The organism is Methanofollis aquaemaris (genome assembly GCF_017357525.1).
GTDB lineage: Archaea > Halobacteriota > Methanomicrobia > Methanomicrobiales > Methanofollaceae > Methanofollis > Methanofollis aquaemaris.
On the sequence record NZ_CP036172.1, the window covers coordinates 2,120,361 to 2,140,281 of the forward strand.

Here is a 19,921-nt window from a genome sequence, read left to right on the forward strand (position 1 = left end):
TGGTTCTTATCTTATTTCTCCTTGAGATTTCCTGACCGATGCGGTTTATGGAAGGGCACCCCTCTCTCCGGGACGCGAGGTCGCAAAGAGCACGATCGTGTTGATGCAGCGCCTTCTCAATGAGTTCTTCACCCCCGAGGAGTGCGAGATGGTGGAGAGGGCGCGGCGGGCACGTGTGGAGACGCAGTATTATGTTGCCGGTGATGTCTCCGGGACATACGCTGAGAGGCTTGCACAACAGGTCCCGCGATTTCTGGTGAAGTGCAGGGGCATTGTCGACGGGTTGAACGAGAGGGAGGTGCAGGCACTGCGCGAGAGATATCGTGTGTTGATCGAGGAGAGCGGGGAACGGCAGTGAGGATGAGTGGGGGCGGCCCCTCTCTTCTCTATGAGCATATCCCAAAAGTCCAGAGTTCGATCAATCAGCTGGATCAGGACTTTTTTTCAGCCATTCTTCTGTCTTCCCTGCTTCAATCGCCATCTCGGGATTTTCATAGGCAACGTCCCCGGCGTGATTGATGGAGGAAGGCAAAACCGGTCAGACTTGCCGCCCACAGAGAGAATAAAGCATGTTCCCTCACTCTCTCCTGCCGGGGGGAGACCCCCCGGACCCCCCACGACGAAGATAGGGGCGGGGCGGCAGCAATCTCTTGAACGACGCCGTGCTTCATAGACCTCTTACTCTCACATAGAACGGCCAGGGAGTTTTGGGATGACCTCTATGAAAGGATTTAGAGATGACCTCACGGTATATTTTTCATCATCCCCGTATTCCGCATCCAGAGATAATACGGCAGGAAGAACGGCCAGAAGAGGAGAACCCAGATCGCCCACGACTGAGGTTTCCATGTTCTGATCTCCCTGAGTTGCTCGGGTTCCGCCTCTTTTCCGGCACCGATCGCTCTCGCGTCAAAATAGACGACCAATGCACTGAGAACCGCCAACACGGTCATGAGAACGGTGGCGACACCTCTCCCGCCGAGATTCAAGATTGCCGTCGTCAACAGTCCGGCAAGCAGGATCATGAGCACCACGCCTGGCCTATCCAGCCAGGATTCGGTTCCGGAGGCATCGCCGGTCATCGGATGTCCTCCCGCATGAACCTGACCCACGCCACCCCGAAGAAGGCCGCAGGCATCGCGAGCAGGGCGATGACGTTGCAGGCGATGCCTTGCATCTCGCCGCCAGGCCGACAGACAACATTCTGGACCGCCTGATAGTTGCCGGTCGGAGAGATAAGCGTGACGATATCGGTGATCATCTGTTTCTGCGTCATGTATCGTCTCGACGCCTTCTCATAGGCTTCGAGATCTTCGCTTTCTATCGTGTCGCCGGATGTTACCCCGACTCTTGTGTAGGTCGAAGAACTCTGCTGGTATGCGTAGGTGGAGGTGCCGGGAAGGTCGGGGGGATCGCCGAAGATGGCCGAGTATACCGGGCCGAACGTGAAGATCGGGATGAACGAAGAGAGGACGATCATCACGATCAGAGCATACAGCAGGGCGCTCCCGCTGTCCTTCGAGACCGCCGACATCAACAGGGAGAGTGAGAAGAACGTGAACATCAGGAGGAACGAAACCACACCAGAGATCAGTATGCGTACCATCTCTTCGTGGTCCGGGACAAGTCCGAAGATGCTCATGATCGCAAGGGAGACAATCAGGACGATCCCCATCGCGAGGGCGATCGCTCCCAACCCGCCGAGGGCCTTGCCGTTGATCACTTCGTCCCGGTATATCGGATGGGATAGCAGAATTTTCAGAGTTTTGTTCTCTTTTTCCCGGGTCACCAGGTCGAAGCCCATGGCGATCCCGAGCACCACGCCGATACTGGCGGTCAGGATCCCCATCTGATAATAAACCGAGAGGATGGATGGTTTCATGCCGGCAAGATCGCCGTCGACCGTAAGGTCTTCGCTCTGGGTAATCGTCTGGACCGCATTGTAATCGGCGATATCCTTGCTATACTGCACAACTCCGGCAATCATGCCGACAGCGGCGATGACGACCAGGATCCCGAGGAGGAGATGAAACCGCCTGCTCCGGATATGATCTGAAAATTCCTTTTTTGCTATGATACGCAGCCCGTTTGCAGTCATGGTTCCTGGATTTCTGTGCAATTGAGCGGCCCATATAGATTCTGTCACAAAGTGTTACCCATCAGGGATGAACCTCGGGCTCAAGCATATTGGATGAAAATTATCAGGTGTCTCTGGATTGAGCATGGATCCTTGCTTTCTTCTTTAGAGCAGGACACCACGTGGGAACGCCATCATTGCCACCCCCTGCCTCTCCTCGTCGTGAGGGTATGGGGAGTCTTTCCCCGGCGCGAGAGTGTGGTGAAGATTTTACGATCGGGGTGGCCTCTCAGATTGAGATGCCTTCCCCCATGAATCGCACCGGGGGCTCCGCCGCCTATCTTCTTCGGGGGTCAGCCATCCTCCCGGAGTGATATCCATCCTTGGGGTGGGAAGGCACACTATTGAGAGATGATCCATCTCTCACCCTGCTCATAGCGTAGTGAGCCTGTACGCGCATCCATCCCTGTGATCACAGAGAAGGTATCAGGGCCAGGGTCACTTATTGGGGATTTCATTCACTGCGAAATCTTGCTGTCTGGATTTCTGAGTAGTCGTGTGATCCATATGAGGGGTGGCACGCCGGATCATCACACTTCTCTTCATGGGAGAGGATAGGCAGTAGGACAGATTTCTGAAAGGTATTATCTCAACCACTGTGTTCTTTACCAGTCCTGGGCATTCTCACGCTTCCCTCCCGACCCGATGGAAATCTATAAATATGTTCATAGTACTTTCATTCTATTGTAGTAGAATATCGAGAACACTCGCAATCGATCCCGGGCTACAAAGGAGCCGTACACATGGCGATCAAGTTGTTTGACTCTGAATTGAAGGTCATGGATGTCCTCTGGAAAGAGGGAGATACCACTGCAAAACAGATTGCAGAAATCTTGAATGAGCAGGTGGACTGGAGCAAGACGACTACCTATACGGTCATCAAAAAGTGCGTGGATAAAGGAGCGATTCAAAGGAGCGACCCGCACTTTGTGTGTCACCCGCGTATCACGCGAGAAGAAGCACAGGAGTTTGAAACAAATGAACTCATTGTGAAGATGTACGACGGTGCTGCCGACCAACTAGTCGCCTCTATATTAGGGCGTAAGGATCTGTCCAGAGACGAGATCGAGCGCCTGAAGCAGATTGTCAACAGTCTGGAATGAGGTGGCGGATATGTCGATTATAGGTATGACACTCTCCGCGTCTGTCCTCATTCTGGTGGTCGTGGTGATCCGTGCACTTTTTCTCCACAGAGTTCCGAAAATAACATTTTTGGCGCTGTGGGGTATTGTGTTGTGCCGCTTGCTCGTTCCGTTTTCCATACCGTCGCGGTTTAGCGTCTATACGCTGATAGACCGGGTGGGAAATATGTTTTCGGAACAGGTCGTGATTCCGATCTCGACGGCTGAAGGGATTCACTCTCTTGCTATCGCTTCAGAAACGCCCGCATCGTCAGTATCGTCTGCTCTGTTCGTCTCCCCCCTGACACTGGTATGGTTGGCCGGCATCTTCGCCTGTGCCCTGTTCTTCATCGCCACGCATGTACGATGTCGTCGAGAATACGGGATGGCGCTGCCGGTTGAGAGCGACCTTGTGGCTGCGTGGCAACAGGAACATCCGACACGGCGACCTGTGCAGGTCAGAGAGTCTGATAAAATTTCCGCTCCGCTGACGTACGGGATCATCAGGCCGGTGGTATTGTTGCCGAAATCAATGGATTATACCAACAAACGTCAGCTGCGGTATATCCTTGCCCATGAGTACACGCACGTCAGGCGGTTTGATACGCTGGCAAAGAGTCTGCTGGCTGCTGCGCTGTGCGTTCACTGGTTCAATCCTGTGGTGTGGGTGATGTATGTCCTTGCAAACCGGGATATCGAACTTGCCTGTGATGAAGCGATCGTGCGGACGTTTGGTGAGACGACGAGATCTGCGTATGCTCGTACCCTTATCACCATGGAGGAAAAGAAAAGCGGACTGACTACTTTATGCAACAACTTCAGCAGAAATGCGATTGAAGAAAGGATCGTGTCCATCATGAAAACAAAGAAAACGACGACTTTTGGTATTGTCCTGGCGTTGGTGCTTGTTGTTGGTACTGCAGCAGCATTTGCAACATCAGGGATATCACAGATCCAGAACGGAGATACGTCGGTTAACGCCGACGGAATCGCAATTGGAGATCACACCGATGGTATCACATATGTAGTCGTAGAAGGAAACGATCATCCGCAGACAATCCGAGATATCCCTGAGGAGCAGGATTTATTATCCAAATACGGTTCATATGGCATTTCTTTTGATGAAAATGATAAAATGTGTTTCGATGGTGACCTTGTCAGATACTTTTTGGATGGTGTCGAATTAGATGACAATACATCGGCTGTCTATTATGAATATCTAAATGCGGATGGTATGGTTGACGTCCATACAACGCGAAAAGTGATAGACAACGGTGATGGGAGTGTAAATCCTTTTGGTGGATTAATAGGAATTGAAAAATATAGCCAGGAGGAATATGCACAAAGAAACCTGTCTGATTTGAAAATGTTGTCTGGATCGGACACATATGTAGTAGAGGACGTATCGGGGGGGTCTGGACAGGGCGAATCAGTTGTACAGAGGTTTTCCAAGTATAAGAGATATGGAATTGAGTACAAAGAACGAGAAGGAGGCAGCGTTGGCAACGTCTATTATAACGGACAAATGGTACAGATATTTATAGACGAAAACAAATCGAGTGGAATATTTACCTATCGGTCTGTTGGTGGTGGTGAAATCGTTGTTCATACGATTTATGACGAAAATGGAAAGTTGATTGGAGTGGAAGAAGAATAAGTGACTGCTTCCTCTCCTCTCGTCAGGGGTATCCAGGGTTTTTTCAGCCTGGAGATTGCAGTTCCGATCTTGATAAAATTGGCTCTGTTGAATCCCTCTTCTGGAGTAATATGAAGAGCTGATCACACCCTTGCCCCTCCGTGATGGACCGGCAGAGGACGGAGACCCCCTCTGAACAATTCCCCGCCCGCCTTCCCCCCCTATCGCAATCCCCGGGGGCGATCCCCTTCCTTCGACCAGATTTCATCCGGCCTCCTCGCCGCTCTCCCACCGCAAAAAAAAGAGGAAAAAAATCCTCAGATAATATGCCCCGGAATATCTTCCGTCAGGTACCAATCACAGTACAGACAGTGCAGCCCCCGCTTCGTCACCTCGAACCTGCTCTTGATCGGTTCGTTGGTGTTGGAGATGCACCCCCGGTTCGGGCACCTGACCACGCCCAGGAGCACCTTCGGGATCTCGACCCCCATCTTCTCGCAGACTAGATAGTCCCTGATGATGTTGATCGTGGCCTGGGGAGCGATGAGGGCGATGCGGTCGACCTCCTCGGTGCAGAGTTCGCGGTCTGAGATCTTGACCACGTCCTTTCTGCCCGACTTCTCGCTCACCACATTGGTGGCGATGGAGAGACACTCGTCGGTCGTCCCGGTGATCCCGAGGATCTTGAGCACATTGAGGGCCTCGCCCGCGGTGATATGGTCGATCACCGTTCCGTTCCTGATCGGGCTGATCTGCAGCACCCGCGGTTCGTCTTTCATCCCATCACCTCCAGGAGGAGGGCCATCCTGATCGGGACGCCGTTCCTCGCCTGCTGGAAATATTTTGCGTGCGGGAGGGCGTCGACCCGGGAATCGATCTCGTCGACCCGCGGGAGGGGGTGAAGGACGATCATCTGTTCCTTCGCCTGTGTCAGGAGTTCGGGGGTGACCCGATAGCTCGAAGCCACCGCATAATACGAGGCCGAGTCGGGGAAGCGCTCCCGCTGGATCCTGGTGACATACATCACGTCGAGTGCCCGCGTGAACTCACCGATCTCGTCGTGGACGACGATCTCGACACCCCGCTCGCGCAGTTCCTCGACGACGTTGGGCGGCATCTCCAGGCCCTCGGGGGCGAGGGTGTGGATGGTGACGTCGTACTGCGTCAGGGCGTAGGCGAGCGAGTGGGCTGTCCGCCCGTACCGCAGGTCGCCGAGGAGTCCCACATCGATCCCTTCGAGCGGCATCGCCTGCCTGATCGTGTACAGGTCGATGAGCGTCTGGGACGGGTGCTGCCCGGCACCGTCGCCGGCGTTGAGGACCGGGACCGAGGCAAACTCGCTGGCCAGTTGTGCCGCCCCCTCCTTGGGGTGACGGAGCACGATCGCGTCGGCATACCCGCTCACCACCCTGATGGTGTCGGCGAGGGTCTCGCCCTTCACGACCGAACTCACCTCCACGCCGCCCATGTCGATGGAGGCCCCGCCGAGCCTGGCCATCGCCGCCTCGAACGACATCCTCGTCCTGGTCGAGGGCTCGAAGAAGAGCACCCCGAGGATCTTGTCCTCCAGGGCCTTCGGGTCATAGTTGCCCTGGTCGATCGTCTCTGCCCGATCGAGGAGGGCGTCGATCTCCTTCTTCTCAAACTCCTTGATTGAGATGATGTGCTGCCGCATCTTACCGCCTTGCAATCGTGATATAACCTGAGTGTCCGACCCGCGTCGACGGTCTGGTGCCGCGCTTGCCCCGCGTCATCTCCCGCTCCATGCACTCATAGGTGTGCACCTCTGAGAAGAGCGTTGCGGCGGCGTCATAGGCCGCGTTCATCCCCTCGATGAAGGGGGTGTAGCAGGCGAGGTACCCGCCCGGCACCAGGAGGGCGCGGGCGCGGGCGACATGGTCGTAGGTGACCGGGAGGTCGAGGTGGACGATGTCGAAGCATTCCTCTCCTTCCACGTCGAGGACATCGCAGGCCCGCACCTCAACGTTCTCAAGCCCGGCATCTCTGATATTTTTCTCGGCCCGCGTCGCAAACTCGGGCCTGATCTCGCAGGTGACGACCGACCGGGCGATCCCGCCAAAATAGATCGCCGCGATCCCGCTCCCGGTCCCCGCGTCCAGAACGACGTCGTTCTTGTTCATGCCGGTGTAGGCGATGACCATCCCGATGTCCTTGGGGAGCATCGGGGCCCCGGTCCGGGAGGCATGGTTGAAGAAATCGGTGGCTTTCGGTCGCCTGACCGTGAACTCGTGCCCCAGGTGAGTGGCGGCGATGCTCCCGTACGCGGCCCCGACCAGGGCTTCGAGGTCGAGGATCCCCAGGTCGGTGGAGAGGGTGCCCTCGCCGGCACGTACATAGTACTCCCGCTTGTTCGAGACGAGGAGCAGCCGCTCCCCTGCCTGGATCATGCGCCGCTCAGCCGCATGATCGCCTCGGCGATGTCGCCGTTGGTGGCGGTGAGCGCCTCTTTTGCGGCTTCTGCAGAGGCGTTGGTCTGGACCATTACCAGTTTGACGTCTTCTTCGGGGATCTCGACGGCCGCCGGTTCGAACCGCGCCTCGCCGTTGATCTGGTAGGTGGTGGTCCCCTGCATGATCGTGGCGACGACCTCGGCCTCGTCGAAGACATAGTCCCCTTTCTCGGTCTCGATGACGACCCGCTTGACATCTTCAAGCGTCTCCATCTGCATGCCGAGCTGCTTCATCATCTGCTTCATCTTTTTTGGATTGATCTTACCGCCTGGAAACACGTTTACTTCCCTCCTTTCCGTACTTTTACCGCTACTCCGTAATCAAATGCCATCATCTCGTCGCCCGAGAGGGCGGCCTCGCCGGTGCCGAGAAGGTCGTCGCCCTCCCGCACCACCAGCACCTCGTCGCCTGGGCGGATCCCGGGGTCGGCGGCGACGACGTGTTTGGAAAAGGCGTTCTTCCCCTGCGCCACGAACTCGGCGGCGTCCTCCATCACCACGACCCGGTAGGCCGGGGCCGGGATGGCGGCCCGGAGCCGTCGGGCTCCTTCGATCCCGAGGGTGAACCGTCCGTCCTGGGCCCTGACCGTGACGAGCCGCTGATTTTCTAGCATCACCTGTCTGACCCGTTTGGTCTTCGACCTGACGAACCGGCACCCTTCAGGGAAGAGGGCTTCGCCTGCCCCCCGTCCGAACTGGAAGTCGGCGATGGTCCGGACCTGCTCCAGCGCGCGCGCTCCTGATCTTCCTATCACAACACACAGACTCCTGTACCAGATCCTGACATGCATGCCCCGCGGGGCTGGTCGGTCAGTACTTGTGTTTCAGCCGATATAATGCATCCGTGGGTCAGGCCTGACCCCGGGTGCGTTGCCGCCCGATGCACGCGTCCACCAGGCCGAGAAACTCCTCTTCCGCTTCCCTGGGGATATACGCACCCGCAGCGATGGCGTGGCCGCCGCCCGCCCCCCCGAAGGGTGCGGCCGCCTCGATGAGTGCCGCCTGGAGGTCGAGGCCAGCCCCGACCATCCGGTCGGTCGCCCGCATCGAGACTTTGGTGAGCGAGGGATCTTCGGGGAGCGAGCACATCACCAGGACCGGTTTGTCCTGGTTGAGTTTGGAGAGGGCCATTCCCGCGCCGATCCCGACGACGGTGTCGGGGAAGCGGTCGCCCACATGGATGTACTGGACCGCCCCGAGTTCTTCCACGCCGGTCTTGAGGATATAGTGCATCAACTCCTTGATCGTCGCCCGGTGGTGGGTGAGCATGTGCTCGGCCTCCCGGAGGGCGACGCCCCGGTCGTCGGCACAGACCGCGGCCCCGATCTCGGGCCTGGCCCACCGCCCGCAGGCGTTGAGGAGGGTCGAGAATTCGGCGGCATTGCGAAGTGCGGTCTGGGGTGCCTCGTCGGGGAAGAGGTAGAGTTCGGCGGTGAGTTTCTCGACGTCCCCACCGTCGGCGACGACCTGCTCGGTGAGGGCCGAGGTGATGGTCTGGCGCTCGCTGTCGTCGAGGTCTTCCCAGACCCGCCATCGTCCGCTATCGGTTCTGGTCCGGATCCCGTGAAGTTCCAGGAACCGGCGGGCGCCCTGGGGGTTGCCGGTCACGCCCCGCACCGGGGTCTCGTCGCTGTAGGCAAGACAGATGTGGAGGGGGCGGGTGGAGATCCCGAAGAGGTTGAGGTCGCGCCTGGCGGTCACGTTCCCGTACTCGATCCCGTCCCCGGCGATCTCTCTGGCCGGGCCGATGAGCCCGCAGTCTTCTCTGGCCATCATGTCGCCGACATTCCCGATGACCGCGAGTTTGGCAAGGTCGCGGTTGTCGGCGTCGATCGCCCTGGCGACGAGGTACGCCGCCCCGGCGGCCGAGAACTTGGTGTGGCCGTACGGGAGGGCGTTCACCTGGAGGTAGGGGGTGTCGACCTCCTGTGAGACGTGGTGGTCGACGATCACCACTTCGTCCTCGGCGAGGCCGTGCTCTTCGAGGAGGTTTTGTTGTCCTGCCCCGAGGTCTGAGAAGACCTTGAGGCTGTCGTCCTTCGGGACGCGGTGCATCATCAACGGCTCGAGCTGCCGGAGAAAGACCGGGGTCGCCATCACCCCGGCACGGGTAATGGCCTGCATCAGCACCGAAAGGCTGGTGATCCCGTCGGCGTCGATATGGGAGATGACGGTCACCTCGTCGGCGTTCAGGATCCGGTCTGCGGCCTCGCGCACCTCGCCCTCAAGAGTCATGGCTGTATGTACCTTGTCGCTGTCATTTAGTTCATTGGATCGGGGTCTGGTTCTGGGAAAAATAGTTGTGGTGAATTTTTATTCCGGGGTGTGAATGGTGGGAAGGCGAGTGATCCGACGTGCCGTCCTCCATCGTAGGATCTTCACCGCAATCTCGCGCCGGGGTGCTACGTACCCCCTCGCCGCCCTGTCGCGATTGAGAGGGGTCAGGGATCTCTCCATCTCCTGAAGAACTGCTATGAAAAATGTTCATGCGGTACGCCTGGGGCGTGCTCTCGACTCTGATACACCAGAGCCAAAATTATCTATGGAGGAACCGCGAAAAAGGACGCTTTGAGAAGGTTAGATCATGGACTTCAGGGAGTTGCAGGAGTTTTGTGAGACCGGGACGATCACGCCCGGACGGATGCGTGCGGTGGATAAAAATTCCATGGCCCTCGGGGTCTCGGGTCTCCAGTTGATGGAGGCGGCCGGGTGTGCCGTCGTTGCGGCGGTGCGTGAGTCTGCTCCGTCGCGGGTGCTCGTCCTCTGCGGGCGGGGGAACAACGGCGGTGACGGCCTGGCCGTCGCCCGCCACCTCCAGGACTGTGAGGTGGATGTGATCTTCCCGGCGTGCGGCTCGGCCACGCCTGGCTTCCTCACTCAACTCACCGCCCTCCGCGCCTGCCCGGCCGCCCTCCATGAGGTACGCCTGCCCACCGAGGTGGAGGCCCTCGCCCCGCTCTTCGAGCGGGCCGACGTGATCGTCGACGCCATGCTCGGCACCGGGGTTATGGGGACGCCGCGGGAGCCCCTGGCAACGATGGTCATGCTCATGAACGCGAGTGCCGCCCGCGTGGTGACGACCGACGTCCCGACGCCGGGGGCGCGTTCAGACCTCATCGTCACCTTCCACCGAGCAAAGGAACCGGGCGGCCGGGTGGCGGAGATCGGGATCCCGCTCGCCGCCGAGGTCTGCACCGGTCCCGGTGATCTCATGATGCTCAGGCCGAAGGGGTCGGCTGCCCACAAGGGTGTGGGCGGCGAGGTGCTCGTCGTCGGCGGCGGGCCGTACCAGGGCGCCCCGTACCTCGCGGCCCTCGCGGCCCTCAGGGCCGGGGCCGACATTGTGCGGGTTGCGTCGCCGGTGGCGCTCCAGGCCCCCGACCTCATCCAGGTGCCGCTCGCCGGTGGGCAGATCGGCACCGAACACCTGGAGACGCTGGTCCCGCTCGCCGAGCGTGCCGATGTCGTCCTCTGCGGCAACGGCCTCGGGACCAAGAGCCACGCGGTGGTGACGGCCCTCGCCCCGCATGCCCGGCGGCTCGTCCTCGACGCCGACGCCCTCCGCCTCCCCCTGCCCGCAGGGCAGGAGACGATCTACACCCCACACGCCGCGGAGTTTGCCAGGATGACCGGAGTCACTCTCCCGGCCGGGCTTGCCGATCGCGCGAGGGCGGTCAGGGCTGCGGTGCCGGAGGGCGCGACCGTCCTCCTCAAGGGCGCGGTGGACATCGTCTCAGACGGGAGGCGCGTCCGTTTCAACCGGAGCGGCTGTCCGGCCATGACCGTCGGCGGGACCGGGGACGTCCTCGCCGGGCTGACGGCGGGGCTCTTCTGTCGTCTTGACCCCTTCGATGCGGCGTGCCTCGCGGCGTACGCGAGCGGTCTCGCCGGTGAGGCTGCCGCCGCCGGGCGGGACGCCGGGATGACCGCAACAGAGATGCTCGAAAAGATCCCACAGGTGCTCTATGGTTGAGTTTACCCATATCGCCGATGACCGCGCCCACATGGTCGACGTCTCGGCCAAGCCCGACGTGGTGCGGACAGCGGTTGCCGCCGGCCGGATCTACCTGCGCCCCGAGACCCTGGAGGCGATCCGCTCGGGCACCACCATCAAGGGCAATGTCCTGGCCACCGCCAGAGTCGCCGCCACCCTCGCCGTCAAGGACACCCCCAGGATCATCCCGATGTGCCACCCCCTCGCTCTCGGCGGCGTGGAGGTCGAGTTTGAGGAGACCGGGGAAGACGCCATCGAGGCGAAGGTCAGCGTCCGTTCGTACGGCAAGACTGGTGTCGAGATGGAGGCCCTCACCGGCGTCTCCGCCGCCCTGCTCACCGTCTGGGATATGGTCAAGTCCGCAGAGAAGGACGAGGACGGGCAGTACCCGGTCACCAGGATCGAGGGGATCCGGGTGATCGAGAAGAGGAAGGGCACGGTCTGAGTGCTGTTGGGGGAGCGTTGCGCCTCCCGGTCCCCCCACGGACAGAGGAGAGGCAGGGGCGGCATGGACCTCCCTGCCCGCTGCCATATCGTGAAGAACGATCAGAATCGATCCCCTCCTCTCTCCGGACCGGTCTTCGGAACAATAATAACCACCTGATACCTAATTATACAGAACCACGGGATCCGTCCCGTTGAGGAATGTGGCGCGAAAGCGCCGAACCTTGAGGTGAATACGAATGGCAAAGTCAATGTATTCCTACGTCCGTGAGGCGTGGAAGAACCCTGAAGCCAGCGAGGTCAAGGCCCTCCTCTGGGAGAGGATGCAGACCTGGCGGCGTGAGGGTGCTGTGGTCCGTCTGGACCACCCGACCCGTATCGACCGTGCACGCACCCTTGGCTACAAGGCCAAGCAGGGCGTCATCGTCGTTCGTGCCCGGATCCGCCGCGGCGGTCGGAGGAAGTCCAGATACATCCGCGGCCGCAGGACCGCGAGGATGGGCATGCGCCGGATCACCGGCGGCAAGAGCATCCAGCGGATCGCTGAGGAGCGCGCCTCCCGGAAGTACCCGAACATGGAAGTCCTCAACTCGTACTGGGTTGGTCAGGACGGACGGTACAAGTGGTACGAGATCATCCTCGTCGATGGGAGTCACCCGTCGGTCAGGAACGATCCGTCGCTCGCCTGGGTGGCCAACGCCAACCAGCGCGGCCGTGCCGAGCGCGGCAAGACGTCGGCAGGTCACAAGGGCCGGGGCATGCGTCGCAGGGGTAAGGGTACCGAGAAGACCCGCCCGAGCATCAGGTCCAACGCGAACCGCGGCAAGTAACCCAATCTTTATTTTTTCGGAGTGCACCGATGGCGTATGCCGATGCCTGCGTGCATCCTTATCCTTCAGGCGACACGACCGCCGCTCGCCTCGCCCTCGAGGCTCGTGCCTGTGGTTTTGACACCCTCGTCTCAACCGCCGGTGCAGGGGAGTTCTTCGGGGTGAAGGTGGTGAAGGGCGTCCTGATCAGGGGGCGGACCCCCCGGGACGTCGCACGGAGCGTACGCCGCGTCCCTGCTGACGCCCTGGTCCTTGTCGAAGGGGGGGACGACGGATTCAACCGGGCGGTGCTCTCGACCGGCGGGGTCGATGTGATCCGCGGGATGCACCGGGCCCCGAGACGGGCCTTCGACTTTGTGGCTGCGAGGACCGCGGCCGAACATGAGGTGGCCGTCGAGATCGACCTCGCCCCCATCGTCGCCTGGCGCGGCCGGGAGCGGCAGAAGGTGCTCGGGCGGTATGCCGACCTCCTTGGTCTCCAGCGGAAGTATGGCTTCTCATTCTGCATCGCCAGTAACGCCCATTCGGTCCTCGACCTCAGAAGCGTGCGGGAGACGGTGGGGCTCTGCTCCCTCTTCGGGATGGAGGAGGACGAGGTACGGGCTGCCCTCTCCACGGTGGAGGGGCTGCTCGATCGCCAGGGCCCGGTGAGGGTGGTGGCATGAGGGCGAGACCCAAGGCCCTCCGTGCCAAACGGCGATACCTTCTGGTCAGGCTTCTCCCGCCATGGCGGGCGGTCGGGCAGAAGGCGCTGTACCTCGCGGTCAACGAGGCGGTCACCTCTCTCTTCGGAGATGTCGGTGCCGCCGGGATCGAACCGGCGGTGGTCTACTCGGCAGGCGAGTACGCTGTCGTCCGCTGTCGACGGGGCTCAGAGGACGATCTGGTCGTCGCCTGTGCTACCGTCACGGCCGTCGGGGGGGAGCGGGTCTCCCTGCGGACGGTTGCGACCTCCGGGACCATTGCCGCGCTCAAGTGTCGACTGGAACGTGACTCGGGGCGCTTTGAACCCGAAGAAGCGCGCTATGGTGAAAATGGGGTGCCGGCGTTCAGATACGGACGGCATAAGGTTGATGTGTTACAGGAAGATATTAAAGGAGAGAGCATAGTCTTTTTGACAGATAGTGAGAGAGAGGAGATCTAATGCAGCCACAATATCAGATGGGATATGACCGGGCCATCACGGTGTTCAGCCCGGACGGCCGGCTCTACCAGGTGGAGTACGCCCGTGAGGCGGTCAAGCGCGGGACCACCGCGGTGGGGATCAAGTGCAAGGACGGGGTGATCCTCCTCGTCGACAAGCGGGTGGCATCGCGCCTGCTCGAACCGGAATCGATCGAGAAGATCTACAAGATCGACGACCACATCGGTGTCGCGTCGTCGGGGCTTGTCGGGGACGCCCGGCTCCTGGTCGAGCGGTCGAGGGTCGAGGCTCAGATCAACCGGGTCACCTATGACGAGTCGATCGATGTCGATACCCTGGCCAAGAAGATCTGCGACCACATGCAGGTCTACACCCAGTTCGGCGGGGCACGTCCGTACGGGACGGCCCTGCTCATCGCGGGGGTCTCAGAGGGCGAGTGTCGCCTCTTCGAGACCGATCCCTCGGGGACGCTCCTGGAGTACAAGGCCACCGGGATCGGGATCGGCCGTGCAGCGGTGATGAAGGTCTTCGAGGAAGAGTACGACCCCGAGATAGACGTCAAGCAGGGGGTGCACCTTGGACTCAAGGCCCTTCATGCCGCGACCGAAGGGAAGTTCGATGTCAGTACGGTCGAGATCGGGGTCATCGAGGTCGAGAACCCGGCTTTCCGCAAGATGGAACCAGAAGAAGTGAAGGCCTTCGTCGACGAGACTGAGTTTGAGACGACGGCCGGCGAGGAGTGAGTGACCGATGATCCCGCTTGACCGGGCAGTGGTGGCACGTCTGGAGAGCCACGGCGAGCGGTTCGAGATCGGGGTCGACCCCGATCTTGCGCAGCAGGTACGGCAGGGTGCGGACGTCTCGATCGAGGACGTCGTCGCGGCCGAGACGATCTTTGAGAACTTTGCCCATGGGGACCGGGCCTCGGAAGAGACCCTGCAGAAGGTCTTCGAGACGACCGATTTCGAGCCGATCGCCCGGCGGATCCTCACGAAGGGTGAGATCCACCTCACCTCAGAACAGCGCAAGAAGATGATCGAGGAGCGGCGCCGGCAGGTGATCACTTACATCGCCCGCAACGCCGTCAACCCGCAGACCAAACTCCCGCACCCGCCGCAGCGGATCGAGATGGCGATGGAGGAGGCACGGGTGAACATCGATCCCTTCAAGTCGGTGGAGGAGCAGGTGAAGGTGGCGATGAAGGCCCTGCGTCCGATCATCCCGATCCGTTTCGAGGAGTTGCGGGTTGCGGTGCGGATCCCGGCCGACTATGCGCCCAAGGCCTATGGCGAGATGCAGGCCTCGGTGACGATCGAGCGGGAGGAGTGGCAGAACGACGGGTCCTGGATCTGCGTCTGCCGCATCCCGGCCGGGGTCCAGAACGATCTTTACACGCTGGTCAACCGTCTCTCCAGGGGCGACGGCGAGGTCAAGGTGCTTGAACAAGTATATTAATCCAGAAGTGTAACCTAGTAAGACATAATCAGGGGTAACCAGAATGGCGAGGCGTAAACAGAAGGCAAAAGGTAAAGTCACCGGAAGTGCCGGTAGATTCGGGCCGCGTTACGGCAGGTTCATCCGTAAAAGAGTGCTTCAGGTGGAGAAGGTCCAGAAGGCCACGCACACCTGTCCCCGCTGCGACCATGTCGCGGTGAAGCGGGTCGGCACCGGTATCTGGGAATGCCGCAAGTGCGGGTTCAAGTTCGCCGGTGGCGCCTATGCTCCGCAGACCCCGTCGCTGCGCGTGGCGCTCAGGACAATCGAGCGTGCCATTGAGTCGCAGGAGTAAACGGCGTGGCTGGTTCATATAAGTGTGCGCGGTGCAAGCAGAAGGTGGAGATCGATATCGACTCCGAGGGGCGCAAGCAGATCCGCTGCCCCTACTGCGGGCACCGTATCCTCTTTAAGGAAAGAGGGGCCGGGATCAAAGAGCTGAAGGCTCAATGACCGTCGTCACCACCTCAAGAAAGGCGGCGCACGACCTGCGGGCGCTTGCCCGGCACCTCGCTTTTGCGACGGGTGCCAGGTACATGCCCCGTGGGAAGACGGGATTTGCGGCCCTTGGCGATGAGCCGGTTATCGTTTTTTCGCGTGAGCACGGGAAGGTCCGGCTCCAGATCGTAGAAGAAGGGACGATCATTTTTGATGCATTGGTCGGGAAGGTGACACTCTCCGAGCGGGAGGGCCCCATCGTCCGGACGCTCCGCGTCTCAGACCAATCGGTTTATGATGTCCTGAAAAGATATTGTGAAGCAGAGCTGGTCGAGGCCGCAGAGCCGCTTGTCATCTATGACGGTCAGCAGAAGAAGCGTGTCGTTCTCGAGGTGGTGCCGGATGCATGAGGCGGTCTTTTCTTTTGAAACGCCTGCCGCACCCTTCCTGTACCGGGCCCTCGCCCCTGAGGCAGGGGAGGTGGCAGGCTCGCGGTCCCGCGAGGCGGTCGCCCTCCCTGATCCAGAGACTCTGGTCCTCTCGGTGCAGGCCGAGGATGTCCACGCTCTGCGGGCGGCGCTGAACATGTGGCTCCGGTTGATCAATGTGGCAGATGAAGTTCAGGAGATGATCAGGCATGAGTAGTAATATTTCCCCGAAGGTGCAGCAGCAGCTTGCGATGCTCCAGCAGATCCAGCAGCAGGTCCAGACGGTGGTCGGGCAGAAGACCCAGTACGAGATGGCGGTGAAGGAGACGAACCGTGCTGTCGAGGAACTCAAAGAGGTCGCGGACGACGCCCCGGTCTTTGTGAACGTGGGTACCGTGATGATGCAGCAGGAGAAGGCGACGGTGCTCGCCTCGCTCACCGAGAAGGCCGAGACGCTTGAACTGCGGATCAAGTCGCTGGAGAAGCAGGAGAAGGCGCTCCAGATGAAGTTCGAGCAGCTCCAGGCCCAGGTCAAGCAGGCGATCGGCGGGCCGCAGCAGGCGGCATAAGGTCGTCTCTTTTTTTGTTCGTTTTGGGTCTCTCCGTAGCCTGGGCATTGGAAATCCGTCCCCGATCCGGACCTCTCTTCCGCCGTTTTGAGGGGCGTACCGGGGGCCTATGGGCGTTTTATATTACCGTGGATCATATTGGTCTTCTGTGGGCTTTGTGAGGGCCGGTCTCTTTTCCGTATTGGAGAAAATATGGCTTTTCCGGTTAGATTTGAATAGTGGGCCGATATGGTCCCGGATTGAGGGGTTTGTACCTAAACGGGGGACGATATGGGCGTATCCTGGAGCGGGTCTGCCGCGGCGAGAGCCTGATCGCTCGCCTTCCTTCACGCCAGGGGGAGACCTCCCGGACCCCCCACGACGAGGATAGGTGGGGACGGGGATGGAGTGAGGTCTCCACCAGTTCATCTGTCATGAAAATAAGTGATCAAACGACGAGAAATTTTCTTCCAGTATGTTTTAGGCGTGCGTTCGCTTCAGGAACGATTCTAAAAACTTGTTCAGGCACATCGTTGATCCATCCCGGACCGGATCCCTTCGAGCGACCCCCTGAAGAGAGATCCATCCAGAAGCCCTCTTTTGCACTCTCTATCCCAAAAAAAGATCAGGGGAGGTTCCCCCTCCCCCTTGTCTTCACTCCCCTTTCTCGACCCGTCTGACCAGGTTGACGGCATTGATCATGGCGTCGACCGAGGCGGTGACAATGTCGTCTGAGGAGGCCGAGGCGTCGAAGATGTGGCCTGCCCGGTCCTCCACCGCAATGGTCACATGCCCGATGGCGTCGGTCCCGCCGGTGATCGCCTCGATGGAGAACTCCTTCAGGTGTACGGGTTCGGGCAGGCACCCGAGGATCGCCCGCATCGCAGCGTCCACCGGGCCGTTGCCGGTGCTGCACGCCACTTTCTCGGTCCCGTCGACGACCAGGCGGATCGAGGCCGTCGGGAGGGCGTGGGTGCCGGTGAGCACCGAGATGTCGGAGAGCTGGACCGACGGGGTCACGGCGCCCATCCCCACCACCTCCTCGGCGATTGCATAGAGGTCGGCGTCGGTGACCCGGCGGCCGCGCCCTGAGAAGGCCTTGACCTTCTCCAGGATCTGGTCGAGCTGGGCGTCGGTCGGGGTGAGGTGGACGTCGGCGAGCATCTGGCTGACGGCGTGCCGGCCGGCATGTTTGCCGAACTTGATCCGGCGCCGGTGCCCGACCATCTCGGGGGTCATCACCCCTGGCTCGAAGGTCTCAGGATGTTCGAGCACGCCGTGGGCATGGATCCCGCTCTCATGGGCGAAGGCGTTCTCGCCGACGACCGGCTGCAGGGATGGGACCGCGAAGTTGGCGTGGCGGGAGACGAGCCGCGAGGTCTCGACCAGCCGTGAGGTCTCGACGCCTGTGCCGATCCCGTAGATCGCCTCCAGGGCCATCACCGTCTGGGCGAGGTCGGCGTTCCCGGCCCGCTCGCCCATCCCGTTCACGGTCACCTGGACCTGGGAGGCCCCGGCCTCCACCGCCGCCAGGGTGTTGGCGACGGCGAGGCCGAAGTCGTTGTGGCAGTGGACGTCGATCGGAGCCTTCACCTCTTTCACGACATGGGTGATCAACTCCTTCATTGCCGAGGGGGTCATCACCCCCACGGTGTCGGGGATGTTCACCACCGTGGCCCCGGCCTCCACAGCCGTCCGGCAGGCCCTGACCAGGTCGTCCCAGTCGGTCCTGGTGGCGTCCATCGGCGAGAAGAGGACATGGTCCACATGCTCCCTGGCATAGCCGACGACCTCGGCGGTGGCCGCGAGCACCTCGTCCATGCTCATCCGCACAGTGTGCTCACGCTGGACCTTCGAGGTCGGGATGAAAAGGTGGATCATATCGACATCGCAGTCGAGACAGGCGTCGACATCGTCTCTGCGCATCCGTGCGAGCCCGCAGATCTCCGCACCGGTCCCCGCGGCGACGATGGCCCTGACGGCCTCCCGTTCCTCTGCCGAGGATGCCGGGAACCCGGCCTCGATGATCTTCACCCCGATCCCGGCGAGCTGCCCGGCGATCTCGACCTTCTGCTCGGTGGTGAAGGATACGCCTGGCGTTTGTTCGCCGTCTCTCAGCGTGGTGTCGAAAAGAGCGATTGATTTACGCGCGTTTCCAGGGGCAAAGAAAACGATACCCCCTTGTTGTTGGTGTGCCTGCGTTGTTGCGAGACATACACAGAAAGAGACGTATCGGTATATATAGGTGCGCCCTCAAGCATCGCACGCCGCCGATACCTTTAATAACAAGACTGACCCACCTATGTAGCACAACAAACCCGCCTTAACTCAGACTGGTAGAGTGCGCGGCTGTAGTTTGGTTCACTGTTCAAGTGACCGCGCGGCTACCGCGATGTCCCCGGTTCGAATCCGGGAGGCGGGATCTTGCTGTATGCCCAGGTAGTGTAGCGGCCTATCATGGTGCCCTGTCACGGCACCGACACGGATTCGAATTCCGTCCTGGGCGTTTACCTTCTTTTGTGATCTTGATTCTTCTCAGTCCTGGGTGCCGTTCGGAAAGAAATGTCTAAGTGGCGGGTGTGAGAGCATATTGCCTGACCGCATCGCGTAGGAGATGATAGAGATGGCCGTCCCCACGATTGAATGAGGGTTGTACCTGGAGGGCGAGGACGCCCGCCGCTTCGAGGATTACATGGCTAACCCCGAGAAATATAGCACTCCAGAAGGAAGGGAGATGAAGAAATGGGCCGAGGCCCATGCTGACGAAGTATTCGATTCTGTTTTTGTGTGCCTGCTAGTATGGATGCCTCTCCATCGAATGGCTCGCCCTTGATTGCCGATTCCCTGACATCAATTCAACCTCTGTCCGGGGCGGCGGTGCGGGATCTATATATATCGCCATCTCCCAGATCCTCTCGATAAGAGTGAGACCTCACCTCCAGACCGACGACTTCAGGCGATTGCAGGAGCGATCGGCCTGGATCAGGGAACATTTTGGCGTGAAGCGGATCGGCATCTTCGGGTCTGTTGCCAGGGGAGAAGAGACGCCGACGAGCGATATCGATATCCTTGTGGACTTTGCAGAAGGGGGGGCCACGTTCCAGAATTTCATGGCCCTCATCCGGTACCTCGAAGCCCTCTTCGGCCGGAGGGTGGACCTGGTCACCACCCGCGGGATCGACCCCTATCTCCGCCCGTACATTGAGGATGAGGTGATCTGGTGTGAAGCGTGAAGGG

25 protein-coding genes and 2 tRNA genes are annotated in these 19,921 nt (G+C 60.3%); 18 read left to right on the forward strand and 9 right to left on the reverse strand.

Annotated elements, in window-relative coordinates:
- Positions 1–103 precede the first annotated feature (103 nt).
- Positions 104–358, forward strand: coding sequence for a hypothetical protein (locus RJ40_RS10175; protein WP_265580742.1), 255 nt, complete (start codon positions 104–106; stop codon positions 356–358).
- Between the two features lie 385 nt (positions 359–743).
- On the opposite strand, the gene RJ40_RS10180 is transcribed toward RJ40_RS10175, so the two are convergent.
- Positions 744–1,082 carry a hypothetical protein gene (locus tag RJ40_RS10180; RefSeq protein WP_265580743.1) on the reverse strand — a complete coding sequence of 113 codons (339 nt, stop codon included), beginning with the start codon at positions 1,080–1,082 and terminating at the stop codon, positions 744–746.
- Entirely contained in the window at positions 1,079–2,098 is a 1,020-nt protein-coding gene (locus tag RJ40_RS10185) for an ABC transporter permease (RefSeq protein ID WP_265580744.1), read from the reverse strand. The genes RJ40_RS10180 and RJ40_RS10185 overlap by 4 nt, the downstream gene beginning before the upstream one ends.
- A gap of 782 nt (positions 2,099–2,880) precedes the next feature.
- On the opposite strand from RJ40_RS10185, the gene RJ40_RS10190 reads away from it, so the two are divergent.
- Together RJ40_RS10190 and RJ40_RS10195 are read left to right on the forward strand one after the other, a co-directional pair.
- On the forward strand, positions 2,881–3,240 hold the full coding sequence (locus tag RJ40_RS10190) for a BlaI/MecI/CopY family transcriptional regulator (RefSeq protein ID WP_265580745.1): 360 nt from the start codon (positions 2,881–2,883) through the stop codon (positions 3,238–3,240).
- Positions 3,241–3,250: 10 nt separating this feature from the next.
- Complete coding sequence (locus RJ40_RS10195) at positions 3,251–4,915, forward strand: M56 family metallopeptidase (RefSeq protein WP_265580746.1); 1,665 nt, start codon at positions 3,251–3,253, stop codon at positions 4,913–4,915.
- A gap of 296 nt (positions 4,916–5,211) precedes the next feature.
- Here RJ40_RS10195 and pyrI read toward each other — a convergent pair whose 3' ends face one another.
- The 6 genes from pyrI to RJ40_RS10225 form a co-directional block, all read right to left on the reverse strand.
- The gene (gene pyrI, locus RJ40_RS10200) at positions 5,212–5,673 is read right to left on the reverse strand and encodes an aspartate carbamoyltransferase regulatory subunit (RefSeq protein WP_265580747.1); all 462 of its coding nucleotides are present in this window, start codon (positions 5,671–5,673) and stop codon (positions 5,212–5,214) included.
- The gene (pyrB, locus tag RJ40_RS10205; protein ID WP_265580748.1) at positions 5,670–6,569 is read right to left on the reverse strand and encodes an aspartate carbamoyltransferase; all 900 of its coding nucleotides are present in this window, start codon (positions 6,567–6,569) and stop codon (positions 5,670–5,672) included. The genes pyrI and pyrB overlap by 4 nt, the downstream gene beginning before the upstream one ends.
- Before the next feature lies 1 nt (position 6,570).
- Complete coding sequence (locus tag RJ40_RS10210; RefSeq protein ID WP_265580749.1) at positions 6,571–7,302, reverse strand: methyltransferase domain-containing protein; 732 nt, start codon at positions 7,300–7,302, stop codon at positions 6,571–6,573.
- Positions 7,299–7,610, reverse strand: a complete 312-nt coding sequence (locus RJ40_RS10215; protein WP_394357382.1) for a nascent polypeptide-associated complex protein — start codon at positions 7,608–7,610, stop codon at positions 7,299–7,301. The genes RJ40_RS10210 and RJ40_RS10215 overlap by 4 nt, the downstream gene beginning before the upstream one ends.
- A gap of 35 nt (positions 7,611–7,645) precedes the next feature.
- Complete coding sequence (locus tag RJ40_RS10220) at positions 7,646–8,119, reverse strand: PUA domain-containing protein (protein ID WP_265580752.1); 474 nt, start codon at positions 8,117–8,119, stop codon at positions 7,646–7,648.
- A 94-nt stretch (positions 8,120–8,213) separates the two neighbouring features.
- Positions 8,214–9,599: a single-stranded-DNA-specific exonuclease RecJ gene (locus RJ40_RS10225; protein ID WP_265580753.1), complete on the reverse strand. Its 1,386-nt coding sequence runs from the start codon at positions 9,597–9,599 to the stop codon at positions 8,214–8,216.
- A 349-nt stretch (positions 9,600–9,948) separates the two neighbouring features.
- On the opposite strand from RJ40_RS10225, the gene RJ40_RS10230 reads away from it, so the two are divergent.
- From RJ40_RS10230 to RJ40_RS10285, 12 genes are all read left to right on the forward strand, one after another.
- Positions 9,949–11,337, forward strand: coding sequence for an NAD(P)H-hydrate dehydratase (locus RJ40_RS10230; protein WP_265580754.1), 1,389 nt, complete (start codon positions 9,949–9,951; stop codon positions 11,335–11,337).
- Positions 11,330–11,803 (forward strand): cyclic pyranopterin monophosphate synthase MoaC, encoded by a 474-nt coding sequence (gene moaC, locus RJ40_RS10235; protein WP_265580755.1) that lies wholly within the window; start codon positions 11,330–11,332, stop codon positions 11,801–11,803. The genes RJ40_RS10230 and moaC overlap by 8 nt, the downstream gene beginning before the upstream one ends.
- Positions 11,804–12,041: 238 nt before the next feature.
- On the forward strand, positions 12,042–12,632 hold the full coding sequence (locus RJ40_RS10240) for a 50S ribosomal protein L15e (RefSeq protein ID WP_265580756.1): 591 nt from the start codon (positions 12,042–12,044) through the stop codon (positions 12,630–12,632).
- 29 nt (positions 12,633–12,661) lie between these two features.
- Positions 12,662–13,297, forward strand: a complete 636-nt coding sequence (locus tag RJ40_RS10245) for an RNase P subunit p30 family protein (protein ID WP_265580757.1) — start codon at positions 12,662–12,664, stop codon at positions 13,295–13,297.
- Complete coding sequence (locus RJ40_RS10250; RefSeq protein WP_265580758.1) at positions 13,294–13,776, forward strand: Rpp14/Pop5 family protein; 483 nt, start codon at positions 13,294–13,296, stop codon at positions 13,774–13,776. Before RJ40_RS10245 ends, RJ40_RS10250 begins: the two co-directional genes overlap by 4 nt.
- On the forward strand, positions 13,776–14,519 hold the full coding sequence (gene psmA / locus RJ40_RS10255; RefSeq protein ID WP_265580759.1) for an archaeal proteasome endopeptidase complex subunit alpha: 744 nt from the start codon (positions 13,776–13,778) through the stop codon (positions 14,517–14,519). Before RJ40_RS10250 ends, psmA begins: the two co-directional genes overlap by 1 nt.
- 7 nt (positions 14,520–14,526) lie before the next feature.
- Positions 14,527–15,231, forward strand: a complete 705-nt coding sequence (locus RJ40_RS10260) for a ribosome assembly factor SBDS (protein ID WP_265580760.1) — start codon at positions 14,527–14,529, stop codon at positions 15,229–15,231.
- Positions 15,232–15,274: 43 nt separating this feature from the next.
- Entirely contained in the window at positions 15,275–15,565 is a 291-nt protein-coding gene (locus RJ40_RS10265) for a 50S ribosomal protein L37ae (RefSeq protein WP_220681114.1), read from the forward strand.
- Between the two features lie 5 nt (positions 15,566–15,570).
- The gene (locus RJ40_RS10270) at positions 15,571–15,723 is read left to right on the forward strand and encodes a DNA-directed RNA polymerase subunit P (protein WP_220681115.1); all 153 of its coding nucleotides are present in this window, start codon (positions 15,571–15,573) and stop codon (positions 15,721–15,723) included.
- Positions 15,720–16,118 carry a Brix domain-containing protein gene (locus tag RJ40_RS10275; RefSeq protein ID WP_265580761.1) on the forward strand — a complete coding sequence of 133 codons (399 nt, stop codon included), beginning with the start codon at positions 15,720–15,722 and terminating at the stop codon, positions 16,116–16,118. Before RJ40_RS10270 ends, RJ40_RS10275 begins: the two co-directional genes overlap by 4 nt.
- Positions 16,111–16,353, forward strand: a complete 243-nt coding sequence (locus tag RJ40_RS10280) for a KEOPS complex subunit Pcc1 (protein ID WP_265580762.1) — start codon at positions 16,111–16,113, stop codon at positions 16,351–16,353. Before RJ40_RS10275 ends, RJ40_RS10280 begins: the two co-directional genes overlap by 8 nt.
- Positions 16,346–16,705, forward strand: coding sequence for a prefoldin subunit beta (locus RJ40_RS10285; RefSeq protein WP_265580763.1), 360 nt, complete (start codon positions 16,346–16,348; stop codon positions 16,703–16,705). The genes RJ40_RS10280 and RJ40_RS10285 overlap by 8 nt, the downstream gene beginning before the upstream one ends.
- Before the next feature lie 633 nt (positions 16,706–17,338).
- Here RJ40_RS10285 and RJ40_RS10290 read toward each other — a convergent pair.
- Positions 17,339–18,823: a 2-isopropylmalate synthase gene (locus RJ40_RS10290; protein ID WP_265582563.1), complete on the reverse strand. Its 1,485-nt coding sequence runs from the start codon at positions 18,821–18,823 to the stop codon at positions 17,339–17,341.
- A gap of 178 nt (positions 18,824–19,001) precedes the next feature.
- On the opposite strand from RJ40_RS10290, the gene RJ40_RS10295 reads away from it, so the two are divergent.
- The 3 genes from RJ40_RS10295 (at position 19,002) to RJ40_RS10305 (ending at position 19,917) form a co-directional block, all read left to right on the forward strand.
- Positions 19,002–19,106 (forward strand) — tRNA-Tyr (locus RJ40_RS10295).
- A gap of 11 nt (positions 19,107–19,117) precedes the next feature.
- Positions 19,118–19,190 (forward strand) — tRNA-Asp (locus RJ40_RS10300).
- 418 nt (positions 19,191–19,608) lie between these two features.
- Complete coding sequence (locus RJ40_RS10305; protein WP_265580764.1) at positions 19,609–19,917, forward strand: nucleotidyltransferase family protein; 309 nt, start codon at positions 19,609–19,611, stop codon at positions 19,915–19,917.
- Positions 19,918–19,921 lie beyond the last annotated feature (4 nt).